Genomic DNA, 16637 nt, shown 5'->3' with positions numbered 1-16637 from the left:
TTGCTGTCAATGCCAGCAGGCATTATGTTTCATTAAAACGCGCCGCAGGACCTCCTTTAAAGAAGGCATCCGCTAAAGAAGGCTCATGACCGACAGTCCCGACGCCGAATCCCGCTTTCTCGAACAGCTCGGCCAGCGCGTGCGCACCATGCGCGCGCTGCGCGGCATGTCGCGCAAGGTGCTCGCCAAGGTATCAGGAATTTCGGAGCGCTACATCGCGCAACTCGAGAGCGGCAAGGGCAACGTCTCGATCGTGCTGCTGCGCCGCGTCTCCGACGCGATGGGCGCGCATCTGGAAGACCTGCTTCCCTCCGCCGATCCGACGCCGGACTGGCAGATGTTTCGCGACCTGCTGCGCAAGGCAACGCCGGCGCAAATCGCGCAAGCCAAGGATCTGCTTGCCGGGGGCAGTGCCTCCGCGCCCCGACGCGCCCCGTTCTGCGGTATCGCACTGATCGGCCTGCGCGGCGCCGGCAAATCGACGCTGGGAAGAATGCTGGCGAAAAAGATCGGCTGGAGCTTTGTCGAGCTCAACAAGGAGGTCGAGCAGCAGAACGGCCTCTCGGTCGCCGAGATCATCGCACTCTACGGCCAGGAAGGCTTTCGCCGCATGGAGCAGGCCGCGCTGCAACAGCTGCTCGCACGCAACGAGCTGATGGTGCTCGCAACCGGCGGCGGCATCGTCTCCGAGCCGCTGACCTTCGACCAGATCCTGTCGTCGTTCTACACGATCTGGCTGAAGGCCGAGCCCGAAGAGCACATGGCCCGCGTCCGCCGCCAGGGCGATCTCCGCCCGATGGCGGATGACCGCTCCGCGATGGCCGAGCTGCGCAACATCTTGCTCAGCCGCGAGCCGCTCTATGCACGCGCGACGGCGGTGGTAGATACGGCGGGGCTGTCGGTCGACGCAGCAGCAGCCCGGCTGATCGACGCGGTGCGCCCGGTGCTGCAGAACGAGGCCCGCAGCTTCGGCTTGCGCAGCGTGGCGCTGTAGTGCAATTGCTCTCGCCTCGTCGGGATCGCTGAAGCAGCGTTGCGCTGCGTGCCCTTGGTCACGCGCGCCCGCATCGCTATGTTACGCGCCAAAGCAGTGAGACATGCGATGGACGCAAGCGTAGTTCCCGATGTCATCCGCCGGCCGGCCACGCCGGACCTTGCGCATCTGGTGTCCAGCATATCGTTCTACCGCGAACGTGGACTTGGCTTGGCCGGCTTCCGGCACGCGGCGCCGCTCGCGTTGCCCTTACTCGTGAACCTGGGAACACCATTCCGCATTGCGCTTGGCCGCCGGCCGAAGAGTGAAGACGGTCGACCGAGCTTTGCGGCCGGGCTTTTTCCCGGACCCGTCCTGATCGAGTCGGACGGCCGCGCCGAGTGCGTCCAGGTTGATTTCACTCCGCTCGGCGCCTACCGCTTCTATGGCGGAGCGGTGCCCGATCTGACCGCGCGCATCGTCGGCCTCGACGACGTCCTGGGGCGTGCTGGAGAAAGCCTTGCCGCCCAGGTGGCCGAGGCTGCGGGATGGCAGCGGCGATTCGAGATCGTGGAAGACTTCGTGCTGCGTCGGGCCGTGCATGAGCCGTCGCCGGCAATTGCCTCGGCGCTCGACATGTTGTGGCGGAGCGCGGGCTCGACGCGGATCGCTGACATCGCCGCCGACATCGGCTGGAGCCGCAAGCATTTCACCCGCCGCTTTCACAACGAGATCGGCGTGGCGCCCAAGATGCTGGCGCAGATGCTGCGCTTTCACCGCGCCTGCCGGCTCGCCCGCTCCGAGGCCGTGGACGGCTGGGCCGCCATCGCCGCGGACGCAGGCTATGCCGACCAGGCGCATCTTGCCCGCGACTTCCGCGTGTTTTGTGGCGAAACCCCGACCGGATGGGCGGCGCGGCTGGAACGCGCAGACCCACGACTGCTGCGCGACGCCGGCGGATAGAGCGTTTTCGAGCGAAGTGGACGCTGGTTCGCGTGAAGAAAACGCGTCAAAACAAAAAAATCTAGAGGTTCGGTTCTGATTTAATCAGAACCGAAGCTCTAGGTCCCATTTGTTCAAGCCGGCCGATGCGAACGGGACTAGCTTGGTCGCGCAAACGATCTGGAGAGTTTCATGAACCAGCAGAATGGCAACGAACCGCCGCGCCTCTACCACACCATGCGTTGCAGGGACGCCGAGGCCATGATCACCTGGCTGAAGGACGTGCTCGGCTTCACCGAGCGCGTGATCTATCGGAGGGACGGCAAGGTCATCCACGGCGAGCTGATGTTCGGCTCGTCGATCCTCATGCTCGGCCAGGATCGGGACAACGAGTACACCAAGCTCGTGGGCGATCTCGGCGGGCGACGGACCGATGCAGTCTATCTTGCGGTCGACGATCCCGACGCGCTCCACGACAAGGTCAAAGCCTCCGGCGCTCGGATCGAGATGGAATTGCGCAACACCGAGTATGGCAGCCGCGATTTCGCGGCCCGCGATCCCGAGGGCGGACTTTGGAGTTTTGGCACCTATTGGCCCAAGGTCGCCGAAGAGCCGCTGCCGGGCTGAGCCGCACCCCCGACTAGACCGACCAGTAGTTCGGATGCGGGTAGGGCTGCGAGCGGTCGCCCCAGTCGAATGCGTCGCCGTCGAACTCGCACGGGCCGCTGCTGAGTTCCTCCAGCGTCAGCGCGACCTGGAAGGCCTGATGGCTGGGGTCGTATTTCAGCGCACCCCACTGCACCGGATAATGATGGCGAGTGCCGAGCAGCCCGCCGGTCTTGATGACCGCGTAAGTGACCGTTCCGCTCACCTTGTCGAGCATCAATCGCTCGATCGTGCCGAGCTTGCTGCCGTCGCGTCCGTAAACGGCGACGCGCTCGACGCGATCACTGGGAACCATGGTGTGTTGCATGGCGTCCTCCTCGATTTCTGGTATTTTCCGCATTATAGCGCTTTCGCTCGGATCAGCGAAGCCGGTTGTAGGGTGAGCTACAGCAATTGCGACCGCACCGCCTCGGCGCCCTCGCGCAGCAGCGGCAGGAAGCGATCGAGCAGTTCCTGCGCCGGCACGCGATCGACATGGGCGCCCATGTTGATGGCGGCGACGATCACGTCGTCATAGCGGCGCACCGGCACCGAGATCGAGCGGAAATGCGGCTCAGCCTCGCGGTCGACCAGCGAATAGCCCTGCGCGCGGTCGGCGGCGATGCGCGCGAGCAGCGTCTTGGCATCGGTCACGGTCTCCAGCGTCAGCGCCTCGCGCTTCATCTTCTTCAGGCGCGCGAGACAATCGGCGTCACCGAGCTGGCCGAGCATAGCGCGGCCGACCGAGGTGCAGAACGCCGGCAGCCGATAGCCGATTTCCAATCCGCCGGCGAACATCCGGGCCGGGCTGCTGCGGGCGACGAACACGACGTCGTCGCCGTCGAGCACCGCGAGCGAGGAGATCTCGTTGGCCGCAATCGCGACGCGATCGAGCACTGGCTGCAGCACCGTGACCAGCTGGTTGGAGCGCAGATAGGACGCCGCCAGGGTCAGCACATGCGGCGTCAGCGAGAACAGTTTGCCGTCGCCACTGACGAAGCCGCCGCGCTGGAGCGTGAACAGCATGCGCCGCGCGGTGGCGCGCGGCAGCTCGGCGGCGCGAGCGAGATCGCTCAATGTCATCGGACCCGCGTTGGTGCCGAAGCATTGCAGCAGCCGCAGGCCGCGATCGAGGGCTTCGACGAAATCTGTCTTGCGCTCGTCAGTCTCGCTCGGCTTCAGCTTGGGCATGGCGTCGGGGTTCCTGCAAAATAGTGCTTGCTGCCGGTCCAAGGCATGTCATAATTCGCCCATTCGTTCAATAGGCGAACAAAACGCCCCTCGAGAAAAAGGACGCGACCGCCATGATGAGCCAGGAGCAGAACGACCTGATCACCCGCACCGGGCCGAAAGATCCGTGCGGCAAGCTGATGCGGAGCTACTGGCAGCCGGCAGCCCTGGTCGACGAGCTCGAGGGCGAGCGGCCGATCCGTCCCGTCAAATTGCTCGGCGAGAACCTGGTGCTGTTTCGCGACGAGACCGGACGCTACGGCCTGATCGATCGCCACTGCGCCCATCGCGGCGCCGACCTCGCCTTCGGACGGCTCGAGCATGGCGGCCTGCGCTGCGCCTTCCATGGCTGGCTGTTCGACGCCACCGGCCAGTGCATCGAGACGCCGGCCGAGCCGAAAGATTCAAAACTCTGCCAGAACATCCGCCAGCGCTCGTATCCCGTGGTGGAGAAGAGCGGCATCCTCTGGGCCTATCTCGGCGAGGGCGAGCCGCCGGCATTCCCGGAGCTCGACTGCTTCGTCGCGCCGGGCACGCACACTTTTGCCTTCAAGGGCCACATGGCCTGCAACTGGCTGCAGGCGCTCGAGGTCGGCATCGACCCCGCGCATGCCTCCTATCTGCATCGTTTCTTCGAGGACGAGGACACGTCAACGGCCTACGGCAAGCAGTTCCGCGGTGCCTCCGCAGGAAGCGACCTGCCGATGACGAAGATCCTGCGCGAATACGACAGCCCCATCATCAATGTCGAGCACACCGAATACGGCCTCCGGCTGATCGCGCTGCGCGAGATCGACGAGGAGCGGACGCATGTGCGCGTCACCAACCAGCTTTTTCCGCATGGCTTCGTTATCCCCATGAGCACGGAGATGACGATCACGCAGTGGCACGTGCCGGTCGACGACGAGAACTGCTACTGGTACGCGATCTTCACCAGCTATTCGAACCCGGTCGACAAGAAGAAAATGCGCGACCAGCGGCTCGAGCTCTACGAGCTGCCCGACTACGTCTCGCGCAAGAACCGCAGCAACGATTACGGCTTCGATCCGCACGAGCAGCAGACCGCGACCTTTACCGGCATGGGCAACGACATCAACGTCCACGACCAGTGGGCGGTGGAATCGATGGGCGCGATCCAGGACCGCACCAGGGAGCATCTCGGCTCGAGCGACAAGGCGATCGTGCAGTACCGCCGCCTGCTGCGGCAGGAGATCGAAAAGGTCGGCGGCGGCGAGAAGCCGATGCTGTTTTTGGACGAGGCCAATGCACGCAGCATCCAGGGCCCGGCGACGATGGACGGCATCGGGCCGACGCGCGGCTGGGAGAACTACTGGATGGAAGTCGACGTCAAGCGCCGCCGCGGCGCGCCGTGGACCGCGCCGGTGCCGAAAGAGATCGCCGACAACGTGCACCGGCTGACGGCGGCGGAGTGATTTTGGGACATCGTCATTCCGGGGCGATGCGATAGCATCGAGCCCGGAATCTCGAGGTTCCGGGTCTGGTCCTTCGGACCATCCCGGAACGACAGCTATCGGGGAGTAGCACAGTGACTTTCGTCGCGCGTCATGCGCTGTGGTCGGATGAACAGAACGACGCCGCGGCGCGCATGCGCCGTGTCGTCGAGGACAAGAACCTCGAGGTCATCCGCCTCGCCTTCCCGGACCAGCACGGCATTTTGCGCGGCAAGACCATCATCGCCTCCGAGGCGATCGCCTCGCTGGAGAACGGCTGCTCCATCACCACCACCATGCTCGCCAAGGACACCTCGCACCGCACGGTGTTTCCGGTGTTCACATCAGGCGGCGGCTTCGGCATGAAGGAGATGGAGGGCGCGGCCGACGTGCTGATGGTCGCCGATCCTACCACGTTCCGCGTGCTGCCCTGGGCGCCCGCCACGGGTTGGGTGTTGTGCGATCTCTACTTCAATGACGGCCGCCCGGTGCCGTTCGCGACGCGTGTGCTCTATCGCAAGGTGCTCGACGAGCTCGGCCGCCGCGGCCACGATTTTGTCGCGGGGCTCGAAGTTGAATTCCACATCTTCAGGCTCGACGACCCGCACATGCGCCCGGAAGACGCGGGACAGCCGGGCACGCCGCCGTCGGTGAGCCTGCTCTCTCACGGCTATCAATACCTCACCGAGCAGCGCTTCGATCAGATGGAGCCCGTGCTGGAGATCCTGCGCCGCGACATCGTCGCGCTCGGGCTGCCGTTGCGCTCGGTCGAGGTCGAGTTCGGGCCGAGCCAGTGCGAATTCACCTTCGCGCCGAAGAAGGGCCTGGAGCCGGCCGACAACATGGTGCTGTTTCGCAGTGCCGTGAAGCAGATCGCACGCCGGCACGGCTATCACGCCACCTTCATGTGCCGGCCAAAGCTCCCGAACCTGTTTGCGAGCGGCTGGCACCTGCATCAATCGGTCGTGTCGCGCGCAAGCGGCGAAAACCAGTTCATGGCCAAGCAAACAGCAAAGGACGGCGAGCCGCTCAGCGCCTTTGGCAAGGCCTGGCTCGCCGGCCTGCTCGACCACGCCCGTGCGGCCACCGTGTTCACCACGCCGACCATCAACGGCTACAAGCGCTACCGCTCCTATTCGCTGGCGCCGGACCGCGCGATCTGGGGCCGTGACAACCGCGGCGTGATGATCCGCGTGCTCGGCGGCGCCGGCGATGCCGCGACGCGCCTGGAAAATCGCGTCGGCGAGCCCGCCGCCAATCCCTATCTCTACATGGCCGCCCAGATCCTCGCAGGCCTCGACGGCGTCGACCGCAAGCTCGATCCCGGCCCTTCCGCCGACATGCCCTACGAGACCAAGGCGCCGCTGCTGCCGAAGAGTCTGCGCGATGCGGTCTCCGCGCTGAAGGATGATCCGTTCTTCCGCGAAAAGTTCGGCGCCGAGTTCGTGGATTATTACACCCACATCAAGAACGCCGAGATCGACCGCTTCCTGTCGGAGGTGACCGACTGGGAACACCGCGAATATTTCGAGATGTTTTGAGGGGAGAACCGCCTCACGGCCCCGTGAGGCGATTTCGTCCCGTCTGTTCCGACGACACCACTCCGTGCTGCGACGAAGCCGTTTTCCCTGCGCCGCGACAATCGCGTGAAATGCACAAGGTCTATTGTTGCGTTGGTGTTCAACACTGGAGTGCGACCATGTTGAGTCAATTGTTCAGCCTGATCTATCGCCTGTCCTGCCGGACCACCCTGATCGAAATCGGCGTGCATCATCTCGCCCGCTAAGCACGCGAGCAAGTCAGGTCAGACGAGTTGACCAATTCAAGGAGGCTTCCATGCGCAAGCTGATCCTGATTGCGACGATGTCGCTCCTGGTGACCCAAGCCTATGCTGGCGGTTCCCGGAGCCTCAGTCTGGCTGCGACCAACGCGAGCCAGGCGACCGAGCAGCCGGCAACTCAGCCACAGGCCAACCAGGCCCCGACAGCAACGCCGCCAGCGAGTGTGCAGACGGCGACGACGACACCAGCTTCAACTTCGCCGGCCGCACCGGCGCAGACCGTGACAGCGGCACAACCAGCTGCTGCGCCCGTTGCCGAGACGGCCAAGCCGAAGCACCGCCAGCCGTCCACCGAAGCGCGCGTGATCCGCGAATTGCATCGGCACGGGATTTATTGGTGAGGGCTCTCGCCCGCTCCTCCGTCATTGCGAGGAGCCCTTGCGACGATGCTGGTCCCAACTCGCAATGACGGCGAGAGAACGGGGCTAAATCCCCAAATACTTGTGCTGCAGATCCGGCTCGGCCATCAGCTCGTCCGACGTGCCGCTCCATACAGTCTTGCCGCGCTCGATGATGAAGTGGCGGTCGCAGATGCGGGCGAGGTGGTCGACGTTCTTGTCGACGACCAGGATCGACTGGCCACGGCTCTTCAGCAGCGACAGGCAGTTCCAGATCTCTTCGCGGATCAGCGGCGCCAGCCCCTCGGTCGCTTCGTCCAGGATCAGGAGTTTTGGATTGGTCATCAGCGCACGGCCGATCGCGAGCATCTGCTGCTCGCCGCCGGAGAGCTGGTTGCCCATGTTGGCGGCGCGCTCGGCGAGCCGCGGGAACAGCACGTAGATCGCGGCGAGCGTCCAGGGATTGGCGCTGTTGAAGCGATCAGCTGCGGCAGCAACCAGGTTTTCGCGCACGGTGAGGTTCGGGAAGATCTGGCGTCCCTCAGGCACCAGCCCGATGCCGAGCTTGGCGATCCGGTACGACGGAAGCTGCCGGACTTCGGTACCCGCAAAGCGGATTGCGCCCGATCGCGCCGGCGTCAGGCCCATGATCGCTCGGATCGTCGTGGTTTTGCCCATGCCGTTGCGGCCCATCAGCGAGACCATCTCGCCGGGCTTGATCGACAGCGACAGGCCGAACAGCACTTGGCTGAGGCCGTAGCAGGTCTCGATGCCGTCGACGTCGAGTAGCGCGTCAGCCATGGTGCGTCACCACATGCTGGTCGCCGAGATAGGCGCGCTTGACGTCCTCGTTGGCGCGGATCGCGGCGGGATCGCCGGAGGCGATGACGCGACCATAGACCAGCACCGAGATGCGGTCGGCAAGCGCGAACACAGCGGGCATGTCGTGCTCGACCAGCACGATCGAGACCTCTTTGCGCAACTCCTGGAGCAGCTGCACCATGCGCTGGGATTCGGTGACGCCAAGACCCGCCATCGGCTCGTCGAGCAACAAAAGCTTTGGCTTGCTCGCAAGTGCGACTGCAAACTCGATCTGGCGCCGCTCGCCATGGCTGAGCCTGGACACCACGACATCGGCGCGATGCAATAGGCCGACGCGGTCGAGCGCGGCATGCGCGGCATCGCGCAGGCCCTTCTCTTTGCGCGCATTGGCGAAGAAGCGGAACGAATGGCCGGCCTGCGCCTGGGCTGCCAGCGCCACATTGTCGGCAGCGGTGAAGTCGAGCAGCAGCGAGGTGATCTGGAACGAACGCGCGAGGCCCAGCGCGCAGCGGCGATAGGCCGGTAGAAAAGTGATGTCGCGGCCACCGAGCGAGACGCTGCCGGAATGGGGTTCGAGATGCCCGGTGAGCTGGCTGATCAGCGTGGTCTTGCCAGCGCCGTTCGGGCCGATGATGGCGTGCAGCTCGCCGCTCGCAACGTCGAGCGAGACGTTGTCCGTCGCGGTGATGCCGCCGAAGCGGCGCACCAGCTTTTCGACGCGGAGCAGCGGTTCAGCCACGATTGAGCCTCCCCAGCAGGCCCATGATGCCGCCACGACCGAACAGCACGATCAGCAGCAGCAGCGGGCCCATGATCAGCGCCCAATATTCGGTGAGCTGCGACAGAAACTCTTCCAGCAGCAGATAGACCACCGCGCCCATGACAGGGCCGAACAGCGTGCCCATGCCGCCCAGGATCACCATCACCATGAGATCGCCGGAGCGAGTCCAGTACATCACGGCCGGGCTGACGAAATCGGTGTTGTTGGCGAGCAGCGCGCCGGCGAGCCCGCACATGGTGCCGGAGATGACGAAGCAGACCAGCTGGTAGCGCTTTGCCGGGAAGCCGATCGCCTGCATGCGCTGCTCGTTGGAACGCAGGCCCTGCACGACGAGACCGAAGCGCGAATTGACGATGCGCCAGATCAGGAAGATGACGCCGAACAGGCAGGCAAGGCAGAGATAATAGAACTGCGTGCGGTTCGACAGGTTGATCAGGCCGGAGAAGTCGCTGCGTTTGTAGACGGTGAGGCCGTCATCGCCGCCGTAGCGCGCGAGGCCCGAGGCGACGTAATAGGCCATCTGCGCGAAGGCGAGCGTGATCATAATGAAATAGACGCCGCGGGTGCGCAAAGAGAGCGCGCCGATCACCAGCGCATAGATCGCAGACGCTGCAAGCGCGACGGGAAGCTGGATGAAGCCGGAGCCGACACCCTCTTGCGCCAGCATGCCGACGGCGTAGCCGCCGATGCCGAGATAGGCGGCGTGACCAAAGCTCATCATGCCGCCAAACCCCATGATGAGGTTGAGGCTTGCCGCCGCCAGCGCCAGGATGACGATGCGGGTGAAAAGCGTCAGGATGAAGATGTTGCCGGACAGATACGAATAGAGCGGCAGCAGCACGAGTCCCGCCAGCATCAGGGCCGTGACGGCCTTGCTCGCCGAGAAAGTCTTCATCGACGGTTGGCCGGAAACAGCCCCTCCGGCCGCACCACCAGCACGATCGCCATCAGCAGATAGATCAGCATGGACGACAGCGCGGGCGCGGCGGTGGAGGCGGCGGCGCCGCTCAGCACCTGCCGCAGCAGATTGGGCAGGAAGGCGCGGCCGAGCGTGTCGACCATGCCGACGAAGATCGCAGCGAGGAACGCACCACGGATCGAGCCGATGCCGCCGATCACGATGATGACGAAGGCGAGGATGAGGATGTTCTCACCCATGCCGATCTGCACCGTGAGGATCGGCGCCTGCATCATGCCGGCCAACCCTGCGAGCGCCGCACCGAGCCCGAACACCAGCGTGTAGAGCAGCTTGATGTTGATGCCGAGCGCGCCGATCATCTCGCGGTTGGAGGCGCCGGCGCGGATCAGCATGCCGACACGGGTGCGCATCACGCCAAGATAAAGCAGCAGCGCCACCAGCAGCGCGACGACGATGATGGCGAGGCGGTACGCAGGATAGTGAATGCCGGGCAGGATCGGCACCGGCACCGTGAGCCAGGCCGGCAGCGGCAGCGCGAGGCCCGCCGGGCCCCAGATCAGCCGCACGGCCTCGTTGAAGAACAGAATCAGGCCGAAGGTCGCGAGCACATGGTCGAGATGGTCGCGCCCATAGAGATGCCGCAGTGCGCTCATTTCCAGCACGATACCGAGCACAAGTGTCGCGCCGAGCGCCAGCAACGCGCCGAGCAGGAAGCTGCCGGTCCACGCCGCGAAGGTCGCGGCGAAATAGGCGCCCATCATGTAGAGCGAGCCGTGCGCGAGGTTGACGAGATCCATGATCCCGAACACCAGCGTCAGGCCGGCGGCGAGCAGGAACAGCAGCAGGCCGAACTGCAATCCGTTCAAGAACTGTTCGACGACGAGCAGCATCAAAACTCTTTCAGACGCATACGGACGCGCGCCGATGTTCGGACACAGTCGCCATCAGTGAAAGAGCTCCCCCTGCCTCTACAAGGCGGAAAAATGGGTAATGGCAGTATCGTTCCGAGGCAAGAGCGATTCGACACCAAACATGCACTTTGTTGCATGCCGATGCATGCGATCCAAATCTACCTTGCAGAAATCTGCCCTGCAAAAAGGCTGCCGCGCTGGGTGGGTCAGCCTGCCGCACCCAAACGATCACCCTCCCCCCCGGCCTGAACATTGCCGGGGAGAGGGTGCGATTGAGATCGGAATAAGAGAGTGACGTCTAGTGCGACGTGACCTGGCGAGGAAGATCGTCCGTGTCGTTGAGCTCGCTGTTGGCCGTCGAGGCCTCCAGCGCCGCCATGCGGAACAAATAGGCCAGCGTCGCCAGCCCGGTGTCTTCGGCCATCTGCGCCAGCTCGAACGCCATGTCGGACATGTAGCCGAGATTCTCGTCCTTGGTTTGCGCCATGATCTGGCTATCTCGTATCATATTCGACATCTCAGGCGCTCTTTCGTTGGGCGGCGGTGCGGCCGCAGAGGTTGGCACGGGCGACAGCGTCCAGACGCGGGCCGTCCTGTTGAACGATCGAAGTCATGCCGATGCGACCATGCAGGGCATCGACCGTCTGCTGACGAATGTCGATGGTTGCTGCCATAGTCCAGGCGTTCTCCACCAGCGCCGGCAGGCCGAGCGGAGTCACGACGAAGCCGGACTCGTGAAAGCGCGGCAGCCACCAGGTTTCCATGATTGCGCTGACTTGTGCGATGCCCTGGCCGAGACAAAACTCCTGTACCGCCGCCATCAGTTGAAGGTTGAGCGCGCCGTCGCGGCGATCACGGACGACGAAGTAACGCGACCATTCCCAGATCAGCGGATCCGAAGGGCAACCGCGAACCGACGCCAGATGCGGGAAGACCTCGCTCATCATCGAGGGCTTGGTGGTGGGGTAGAGACGGTGGCCGCCGACGACGCGCCGGCCCTCCAGCGCAAGGAGATAGACGGTATCCTCGTCATCGTAGGAATCGATCTCGCGGCAATCAGCCCTGCGCAAGGTCTCCCAGTGCCGCTCCTCGACGAAGACGTCGTGGCGCAGCCGGAAGTGCTGTTCGAGTACGTCTTCGTAAAGGTGACGATTGACGGCGGAAATTGCGTGAATCATGCCCCCCCATTCAGCCTCAATGGAGGTCAGCCTCTGCGAAAAGAGGCGGGTTCGATATTGGGAAATTTCCCAATACGTCGCCTAGGGATTGATGATCTTGTGCCTGATCGCCAGCGCGACCGCATGCGTACGGTTGACGGCGCCGAGCTTGCGCGCGGCAGTTGCAAGATGCTCTTCGGCCGTGCGCTGCGTGATGTGCAGGATTTCGCCAATCTCCCAGGCTGACTTGCCCTGCGAAGCCCAGGAGATCACCTCGCGCTCGCGCGGGGTGAGACGCGTCGCTGAATAAGGTGTCGGCGCGAGCAGGCGGCGAATTTGGTCAAAGCCGTACATCGCCATCAGGTGCAACGCCGGCTTGCTGCGAGGATTGAGGTCCAAATGAACGCCACCGAGTGACACCGCGGCTTCATAGCCCGTGAGTCCGTGGATCGGCACGATGAAACCGCGCGACATGCGAAAATCAGTGGCGCGGTTCATCACCTCGGCTGCGGTCGGCTCGAGCTCGGCATTGTAGGGCGCTTCCGACCACTCGAACGGGTTAACCGATTGCCGGCACAGCCGCACCACGGGATCGGCGCGATCGTAGTTATTCTGGGTGTAGAGGCTGAACCATCCCGCCGGCCAGCGCTTGGCGAGTACCATCTGCGCAAACCGCTGATCGGGATTCGGCAAGCCGGTCACGATGATGGTCTCGAAGCCGAAACGACCGAAGGCCGTTTCAAGCGCATTCATAGCGTCCGGGACCCTGCCATAGGCTCCCAGCCCTTCGATGAAGTCCAGCGCTTCCCGGCCATAATCCACGGCGGACATCGGTGCGTTTCCTGACGCTCGCCGGTCCGTATAGCACGTCTTTGGGGGCTGCCTCTATTTACCGCTTCCGTAGTTCTCCGGTGAGTCCTTAACGCGAAGATTTAATCTACTTGTGGAGAAGTGACGCCAAGTTACACCTAAGGCGTCTAAAGCGGGAAAGCCACGATGGAAGACGAGAACATTGCCCTCAACAGCGTGCTCGGCCTGGAATTGAACCGCGTGTTTTTCGCCGTGCGCGATACGGCCAACAAGCAGAAGATCATCGAGTTCGCGCGCGACGTGCTGCAAAGCGAGCGTCCCAAGCTCGTCGACAGCGCTTCGCCGGAGAGTCCGGCGGGCTAGGACACAGGTCGCATCAGACCGCGCCGATGCAACAGATCGCGCGACGATGCCCTTCGATTTGAACGCGCGGATTTTGGTCGACACACCCTGACTGCGAAGTCATCCGGCCTTCTGCTCCCACTAAAGCCCCGCTTGAAAGCCCTACTTGCCGCTGGATGACGTCACGGCTCTCGTGAGATGATCGCCGCCGCGATCTCTTTCGGATGCCAGGGACATTTCAAGACCATGATGACGCTGCGCCAGGTTGAAGTGATCCGTGCCGTGATGGTGACGGGCACCATTGGCGGCGCGGCGAAGCTGTTGAACGTGTCGGCGCCGGGGATCAGCCGGCTGGTCAAATACACCGAGCGCTCGCTCGGCATCCGCTTCTTCCAGCGCCAGAACGGCCGCTACTTCCCGACGCCCGAAGCCGAGAACATTTTCGAGCAGATCAACGGCGTCTACAAGAAGGTTGACGATCTCTCCGAGATCATCTCCAAGATCGGCCGCGGCGGATTGTCGGAACTGCGCATCGGCTCGGTGCCGAGCATCTCGCAGGTGATGGTGCCGCGCGCGATCGAGCGCGTCCGCCGCCGCTATCCCGATCTCGGCATCGACATCAACATCCTCAAGATCGAGGAAGCGATCGACTATCTCATGCTCGGCCGCGGCGAGTGCGTGGCGATGAGCTACCGGCTGGAACACTCCGGCCTCGACTTCATGCCGCTCGCCTCGGGCGAGCTCTATTGCATCGTGCCGCCCGGCCACGAGCTTGCCGGCCGCAAGCAGGTCTCCGCCGCCGAGATCACCCGCTATCCGCTGATCGGCATCGATCCCAACGACCCTTACGGCCGGATCATGGCCGAGATTTTTGCGCGCAACCGGCTGGAGTACAACATCACCATCCGCGCGCGGTTCGGCACCACGGTCTGCGCGCTGGTGAAGGCCGGCCTCGGCATCGCCATCATCGACCAGTTCACGGTCGCCCATGGCGGCTATCCCGGCATCGAGCTGTTGAAGATCACCGAGCCGACCCGGTTCGACACCTACATCGCAGTCAAGCGCGGCGCGCCGCTGTCGCTCCACGTCGAGCATTTCATCGAGTCCCTGCGCGCCGAGATGCGCGCGGTCGAGCCGTCCCGCGGCAACGGCAAGGCCGGCTCGGCGCGTGGACGCAAAAAATAACATAATGTTAGGTTTGCCGGATAAATGGGTAATTGTGTTAGGCAAGGGAAAGACTATCGTCCCTCTTGGAATGGCGCGGATTTCCCCGCTAATGGCCGGACATCAACGCGCCCTCAAGACGATAATGGATCATGTCTAGCCGCGGACCTGCTGCCCCCAAAAAACTGCTGACGGGCCTGATCGGCGCGCCGATCGCCCATTCCGCCTCCCCTGCCATGCATGAGTGCGCCGCCGAGGCACGCGGCCTGCGCGGCCATTACCAGCTCATCGAAGTCGCCGGCGCGGATGCGAGCGGTCTCAGCATGATGCTCGAGGGCGTGCGGCGGCTCGGCTTTGCAGGCGTCAACGTCACCTTTCCCTACAAGGAGGCGGTGGTCCCGCTGCTCGACGAGCTGGCCACGACTGCGGCCACGATGGCGGCGGTCAACACCGTCGTCGTCAAGGACGGCCGCCTGATCGGCCACAATACCGACACCACCGGCTTCGCGCGCGCCGTCAAGCCGCTGCTGGCTCCTGCCGGGAATGCAGTGGCCGTCATCGGCACCGGCGGCGTCGGCAAGGCGATTGCCTTTGCGCTGGCAAGCCTTGATGTGGCTGAGCTTCGCATCTTCGATAGCGAGCCGGCGCGGGCCGAAAAACTCGCCGCGCTGCTGGCCGGGCATGGCGGCGCGCGGGTGGCCAAGAGCGTCGAGGACGCGCTCGACGGCGCAACCGGCCTCGTCAACGGCACGCCGGTCGGCATGCTGCCGAACCGGGACACCCCGGTCGCGCCGGCGCTGCTGCGCCAGAGCCTGTGGGTCGCCGACGCCGTCTATTCGCCGCTGATCACGCCGCTCCTTGCCGCAGCGCAAGCGATGGGCGCGCGAATCATGACCGGGCGCGAGCTTGCGATCTACCAGGCTGCCGACGCCTTCGAACTGTTCACAGGCCTTGCCCCGTCGACCGAAGTCATGGGAGAGGCTTTTGACGCCGTGATGGCCGCGCGCAGCGCCGCCTATCAGGCAGCTTGAGGCGAAGCGGCCGGACACAAGGCCGCTTGCGAAATTGAAACGGGAGGAGAGGACGATGAAATCAACGCTACTGGTGGGCGCGCTGCTCACCGCAATCACGACATCGGGCGCCTTGGCACAGGCGATCAAGCTTGCCGACGTCGCCGAACTCTCCGGCGGCGGCGCCACCGTCGGCACTAACTGGAAGAACGGCATCGACCTCGCGATCGAGGAGATCAACGCCAAGGGCGGCGTGCTCGGACGCAAACTTGAAGTCAGCCATGCCGACTCGCAGTCCAACCCCGGCGTGGCGCGCGCGCAGGTGCAGAAGGCGCTCGACGCCGAGCCCTATGTGCTGCTCGGACCCGGCTATTCCGGCTCGGTGAAGGTCACCGCCCCGCTCGCCGCAGAAGCCGGCATCGCGCAGATCATGGGCGGTGAAGCCGCCGAGCTGACGCAGGCCGGCAACAAGTTCCTGTTCCGCACCTCGTTCGGCCAGCAGTCCTCGATGCCGAAGGTCGCAAAGTACATCCACGACGACATGAAGGCGAAGTCGGTCGCGGTGATCTGGGTCAACAATGACTTCGGCCGCGGCGGACGCGACGTCGTGGTCAAGGAGCTGGAGCGGCTCGGCTCCAAGGTCGTCGCCGATCTCTCCACCGAAGCTGGGCAGGCCGATTTCGCCGCCGACGTCGGCAAGATCAAGGCCGCCAATCCCGACGCCGTGTTCGTCTATCTGAACGAGGAAGAGAGCGCGCGTATTCTCAAGGAGCTCAAGCGCCAGGGCGTCACCGCACCGCTGATGGGCGAGACCACGCTGATCGGCCAGAAGGTGATCGAGCTCGCCGGCGATGCCGCCAACGGCGCGCGCGGCCATGTCGGCCTCACCACCGATGCCCCGGTCGATTTGATCAAGGGATTCCGCGATCGCTTCTCGAAGAAGTACAATTACGTTCCTGACCATAACGGCCTGAAGGGCTACCTCGCCGTCTACATGGTGAAGGCAACCACCGAGAAGATGGGCAAGGTCGATTCCAAGGCCTTCGCCGACACGCTGCATGGCTTGACCATCAAGGCCACGGACGAGCCGGGCATTTTGATGGACGTCACCTTCAACGAGACCGGCGACATCGACCGGCAGAGTTTTCTGGTCGAGGTGGTCGAAGGCAAGCAGGTCGTGAAGCAGGTGCTGCCGAAGGTGAAGTGAGGTTCTTCGCCTCTCCCGCTTGCGGGGAGAGGCCGGAATTTGCGCAGCAAATTCCGGGTGAGGGGAGCCTCCGCGAGTCCAACTGTCACCATTCT

General features: G+C 64.1%; 19 protein-coding genes. 10 read left to right on the top strand and 9 right to left on the bottom strand.

What is annotated here, in order from left to right:
* Positions 1–85: 85 nt before the first annotated feature.
* The 3 genes from JJC00_RS03385 (at position 86) to JJC00_RS03375 (ending at position 2542) form a co-directional block, all read left to right on the top strand.
* Complete coding sequence (locus tag JJC00_RS03385) at positions 86–994, top strand: helix-turn-helix transcriptional regulator (RefSeq protein ID WP_200471348.1); 909 nt, start codon at positions 86–88, stop codon at positions 992–994.
* Between the two features lie 54 nt (positions 995–1048).
* Positions 1049–1936, top strand: a complete 888-nt coding sequence (locus tag JJC00_RS03380; RefSeq protein ID WP_246774076.1) for a helix-turn-helix domain-containing protein — start codon at positions 1049–1051, stop codon at positions 1934–1936.
* A gap of 171 nt (positions 1937–2107) precedes the next feature.
* Entirely contained in the window at positions 2108–2542 is a 435-nt protein-coding gene (locus tag JJC00_RS03375) for a VOC family protein (protein WP_200471347.1), read from the top strand.
* Positions 2543–2555: 13 nt separating this feature from the next.
* Here JJC00_RS03375 and JJC00_RS03370 read toward each other — a convergent pair whose 3' ends face one another.
* Complete coding sequence (locus tag JJC00_RS03370) at positions 2556–2888, bottom strand: PRC-barrel domain-containing protein (protein WP_027533153.1); 333 nt, start codon at positions 2886–2888, stop codon at positions 2556–2558.
* A gap of 77 nt (positions 2889–2965) precedes the next feature.
* Positions 2966–3751: an IclR family transcriptional regulator domain-containing protein gene (locus JJC00_RS03365; RefSeq protein WP_200471346.1), complete on the bottom strand. Its 786-nt coding sequence runs from the start codon at positions 3749–3751 to the stop codon at positions 2966–2968.
* A 113-nt stretch (positions 3752–3864) separates the two neighbouring features.
* Here JJC00_RS03365 and JJC00_RS03360 point away from each other — a divergent pair, with 113 nt between their 5' ends.
* The 3 genes from JJC00_RS03360 (at position 3865) to JJC00_RS03350 (ending at position 7422) form a co-directional block, all read left to right on the top strand.
* Positions 3865–5223 (top strand): aromatic ring-hydroxylating dioxygenase subunit alpha, encoded by a 1359-nt coding sequence (locus JJC00_RS03360; protein ID WP_200471345.1) that lies wholly within the window; start codon positions 3865–3867, stop codon positions 5221–5223.
* A 113-nt stretch (positions 5224–5336) separates the two neighbouring features.
* Positions 5337–6782: a glutamine synthetase family protein gene (locus JJC00_RS03355; protein ID WP_200471344.1), complete on the top strand. Its 1446-nt coding sequence runs from the start codon at positions 5337–5339 to the stop codon at positions 6780–6782.
* Positions 6783–7077: 295 nt separating this feature from the next.
* A complete protein-coding gene (locus JJC00_RS03350) occupies positions 7078–7422 on the top strand; it encodes a hypothetical protein (protein ID WP_200471343.1) in 345 nt (114 codons plus the stop codon).
* Positions 7423–7506: 84 nt separating this feature from the next.
* Here JJC00_RS03350 and JJC00_RS03345 read toward each other — a convergent pair whose 3' ends face one another.
* From JJC00_RS03345 to JJC00_RS03315, 7 genes are all read right to left on the bottom strand, one after another.
* Positions 7507–8220 (bottom strand): ABC transporter ATP-binding protein, encoded by a 714-nt coding sequence (locus JJC00_RS03345; protein WP_200471342.1) that lies wholly within the window; start codon positions 8218–8220, stop codon positions 7507–7509.
* Positions 8213–8980 carry an ABC transporter ATP-binding protein gene (locus JJC00_RS03340; RefSeq protein WP_200471341.1) on the bottom strand — a complete coding sequence of 256 codons (768 nt, stop codon included), beginning with the start codon at positions 8978–8980 and terminating at the stop codon, positions 8213–8215. Before JJC00_RS03340 ends, JJC00_RS03345 begins: the two co-directional genes overlap by 8 nt.
* A complete protein-coding gene (locus JJC00_RS03335; protein WP_200471340.1) occupies positions 8973–9917 on the bottom strand; it encodes a branched-chain amino acid ABC transporter permease in 945 nt (314 codons plus the stop codon). Before JJC00_RS03335 ends, JJC00_RS03340 begins: the two co-directional genes overlap by 8 nt.
* Positions 9914–10831: a branched-chain amino acid ABC transporter permease gene (locus tag JJC00_RS03330; RefSeq protein WP_200471339.1), complete on the bottom strand. Its 918-nt coding sequence runs from the start codon at positions 10829–10831 to the stop codon at positions 9914–9916. Before JJC00_RS03330 ends, JJC00_RS03335 begins: the two co-directional genes overlap by 4 nt.
* Before the next feature lie 319 nt (positions 10832–11150).
* Positions 11151–11369 (bottom strand): hypothetical protein, encoded by a 219-nt coding sequence (locus JJC00_RS03325; protein WP_200471338.1) that lies wholly within the window; start codon positions 11367–11369, stop codon positions 11151–11153.
* 1 nt (position 11370) lies between these two features.
* Positions 11371–12030, bottom strand: a complete 660-nt coding sequence (locus tag JJC00_RS03320; RefSeq protein ID WP_200471337.1) for an acyl-homoserine-lactone synthase — start codon at positions 12028–12030, stop codon at positions 11371–11373.
* Positions 12031–12111: 81 nt separating this feature from the next.
* Complete coding sequence (locus JJC00_RS03315) at positions 12112–12840, bottom strand: helix-turn-helix transcriptional regulator (protein WP_200471336.1); 729 nt, start codon at positions 12838–12840, stop codon at positions 12112–12114.
* Positions 12841–13005: 165 nt separating this feature from the next.
* Between JJC00_RS03315 and JJC00_RS03310 the strand changes: the two genes are divergently transcribed.
* From JJC00_RS03310 to JJC00_RS03295, 4 genes are all read left to right on the top strand, one after another.
* Positions 13006–13182: a hypothetical protein gene (locus JJC00_RS03310; RefSeq protein WP_200471335.1), complete on the top strand. Its 177-nt coding sequence runs from the start codon at positions 13006–13008 to the stop codon at positions 13180–13182.
* Between the two features lie 225 nt (positions 13183–13407).
* Positions 13408–14346, top strand: a complete 939-nt coding sequence (locus tag JJC00_RS03305; RefSeq protein ID WP_200473965.1) for a LysR family transcriptional regulator — start codon at positions 13408–13410, stop codon at positions 14344–14346.
* Positions 14347–14477: 131 nt separating this feature from the next.
* Positions 14478–15356: a shikimate dehydrogenase gene (locus tag JJC00_RS03300; protein ID WP_200471334.1), complete on the top strand. Its 879-nt coding sequence runs from the start codon at positions 14478–14480 to the stop codon at positions 15354–15356.
* Positions 15357–15411: 55 nt separating this feature from the next.
* A complete protein-coding gene (locus JJC00_RS03295) occupies positions 15412–16542 on the top strand; it encodes an ABC transporter substrate-binding protein (protein WP_200471333.1) in 1131 nt (376 codons plus the stop codon).
* Positions 16543–16637 lie beyond the last annotated feature (95 nt).

Source organism: Bradyrhizobium diazoefficiens (assembly GCF_016616885.1).
Lineage (GTDB): Bacteria > Pseudomonadota > Alphaproteobacteria > Rhizobiales > Xanthobacteraceae > Bradyrhizobium > Bradyrhizobium diazoefficiens_F.
Note: the sequence above shows the minus strand (reverse complement) of the source record. Positions and strands in the feature narration are given on the sequence as shown.